This is a genomic window from Bacillus sp. FDAARGOS_235 (genome assembly GCF_002073415.2).
Classification (GTDB): Bacteria; Bacillota; Bacilli; order Bacillales; family Bacillaceae_G; genus Bacillus_A; species Bacillus_A toyonensis.
Genome location: NZ_CP020437.2, coordinates 2655001 through 2657500 on the forward strand (window position 1 = coordinate 2655001; position 2500 = coordinate 2657500).

The 2500-nt window shown below is 38.4% G+C and carries 2 protein-coding genes and 2 rRNA genes (2 of these 4 running past the window's edge); all 4 read right to left on the reverse strand.

Annotated features, from left to right (window positions below):
* Positions 1 to 435 carry the 5' portion of a DsbA family oxidoreductase gene (locus A6J74_RS15415; protein WP_000687926.1) on the reverse strand. It extends 297 nt beyond the left edge of the window, so 435 of the gene's 732 nt are visible here — the first part of the coding sequence; the start codon lies at positions 433 to 435; the stop codon falls past the left edge of the window.
* A 195-nt stretch (positions 436 to 630) separates the two neighbouring features.
* On the reverse strand, positions 631 to 1590 hold the full coding sequence (locus A6J74_RS15420; protein ID WP_002105653.1) for an alpha/beta hydrolase: 960 nt from the start codon (positions 1588 to 1590) through the stop codon (positions 631 to 633).
* Between the two features lie 277 nt (positions 1591 to 1867).
* Positions 1868 to 1983 (reverse strand): 5S ribosomal RNA (gene rrf / locus A6J74_RS15425).
* Positions 1984 to 2032: 49 nt separating this feature from the next.
* Positions 2033 to 2500, reverse strand: a 23S ribosomal RNA gene (locus tag A6J74_RS15430) (it continues 2454 nt past the right edge of the window).

Genomic DNA, 2500 nt, shown 5'->3' on the forward strand with positions numbered 1-2500 from the left:
TGAAGCTTCAGCGATAGTAGCTAGCGTATCCACATCACTCAAGTTCTTTGATTCAGTAAAATATGCAAAAAGAAGATTTTCTGTAATCTCCTTTTCCTTCCCTTGATCCTTCGCAAACTTCGCTAGACGATGCGCATCAAAAGTGTTCGTTGGCTTCATCTCATCAAAATTAAAACTTAAACCCATACTAGCTGCATGATTTCCTAGTTGTACATTATTACGCTTAGCTTCTTCAATACTAATCCCATACTTTGATGCAAGCACTTCATTAATACTCGTTCCAGAGTAAACGGAAGTATTCGGATCTAGCTCAAAACTTTTAAACTCAACTTCAACATCCTTCTTATGCGGAAATTGCTCTAAAGCCATCTCTAATCTACGCTTCCCAATATAGCAAAATGGACATACAAAATCTGACCATACTTCAATTTTCATATTAACACCTCTTTAAAACCTAGTTTTCAATCATTGTAGCACTGAGATTAAGGAATTCAAAAGTTTTTGCTCTATTTCCTTCTATAGTACATACAAAAATATACTTATAGCAGAATACCTAATTAGAAAAAAACGATAATCAAAAGGGCAGACTATTCCCTCCGATTATCGTCTATAAAAATGAAACAACTTTAATTATGCCGGAATATACTTCTCTACGAATTTCCATACAGTATTCCAATATTTATTTGAATCTACTTTCTCCGCTTCCCCATGCCCTGCACCTGGAACAATTAACTTCTCTTTTTCTACTTTTGCAGCATTATACACCTGATCTAACATTTCAAAAGGAACAAATGTATCAGCATTCCCATGGATAAATAGCATAGGTGCTTTACTTTTCTCAACTTGTTTCACAGCTGAAGCCTCTTCTAAATCATATCCCGCCCTCAATTTAGTAACTGTATTGGCCGCATTCATAACAGGAAACTTCGGTAAGTGGAATAAATCTTTTAGTTGATACGTAAATTCATCACTAACAGTTGAGTATCCGCAATCTTCAATAATAACTTTAACGTTTGAAGGTAAATCTTCGCCTGAAGTCATCATTACAGTTGCTCCCCCCATAGAAATACCATATAGAGCTATTTCAGCATTAGGATCTTTCTTTAAAATTTGTTGAATCCACAGTAGGACATCTTTACGATCATGCCAGCCCATACCAACATAATCCCCTTCACTATTTCCATGTCCACGAAGGTCTGGCGCTATGACATTATAGCCTCGTTCATAAAAGTTCCGAATATATTTCGTCATTTCTGATGCTCTGCCATTATATCCATGAACTACAATTGCCCATTTATGACTAGATGATTCATTCATATATTCATAACCTTTTAAATTCAGCTTATCGAAAGAACGTATAGTTAATGTGTTCGGTTTATATTTCGATACAAAATCCGCATTCTTTTTTTCATTCGTAGCCAATACATCCCCCGATGCATTCACTGTTTCCGCCAAATGAGGGTTATCTTGCAAAAATTCTTTTTCTTGTTTCGCATTCAATGCGTAGTTATAAAAATAATTCCCAACTAACATATACGCGATTGTTAGAAGCACTAAAACTACTATAGTAATCATACCTATCTTTTTCATATTATCTCCTTTTTCCAAATTAAATCTCTTATGTTAACGTACCTCAAAAACAACTGTACTATTTTAACATACCGGTGAATCTTATCTATAAGAAATAAAATAGAAAATCTTAAATTACATATTAAAAATCACGAAAGAAACAGAATAAAACTTATATAGATATGTAACCAAAAATCTTAAAAGAATAGGGAGTTCTTTAAAATCCAGGTAGTATTTAGCATTGAAAAGAAGTTATAAAACACAAAAAAGACGAGTCATTCTGACTCGTCTTAAGCTTGCTTGGCGACGTCCTACTCTCACAGGGACAAGGTCCCAACTACCATCGGCGCTAGAGAGCTTAACTTCCGTGTTCGGTATGGGAACGGGTGTGACCTCTCTGCCATCATCACCAAACTATGAAGGCATATTCCTTCAAAACTAGATAACATTTGCTTCATATTATATGGTTAAGTCCTCGATCTATTAGTATTCGTCAGCTCCACATGTCACCATGCTTCCACCTCGAACCTATCAACCTGATCATCTTTCAGGGATCTTACTAGCTTACGCTATGGGAAATCTCATCTTGAGGGGGGCTTCATGCTTAGATGCTTTCAGCACTTATCCCTTCCGCACATAGCTACCCAGCTATGCCCTTGGCAGAACAACTGGTACACCAGCGGTGCGTCCATCCCGGTCCTCTCGTACTAAGGACAGCTCCTCTCAAATTTCCTACGCCCACGACGGATAGGGACCGAACTGTCTCACGACGTTCTGAACCCAGCTCGCGTACCGCTTTAATGGGCGAACAGCCCAACCCTTGGGACCGACTACAGCCCCAGGATGCGATGAGCCGACATCGAGGTGCCAAACCTCCCCGTCGATGTGGACTCTTGGGGGAGATAAGCCTGTTATCCCCGGGGTAGCTTTT

Excerpts from the sequence above, each read along its gene's own strand:
- A6J74_RS15420 (WP_002105653.1), bottom strand. The coding sequence starts at position 1,590 with ATGAAAAAGATAGGTATGATTACTATAGTAGTTTTAGTGCTTCTAACA.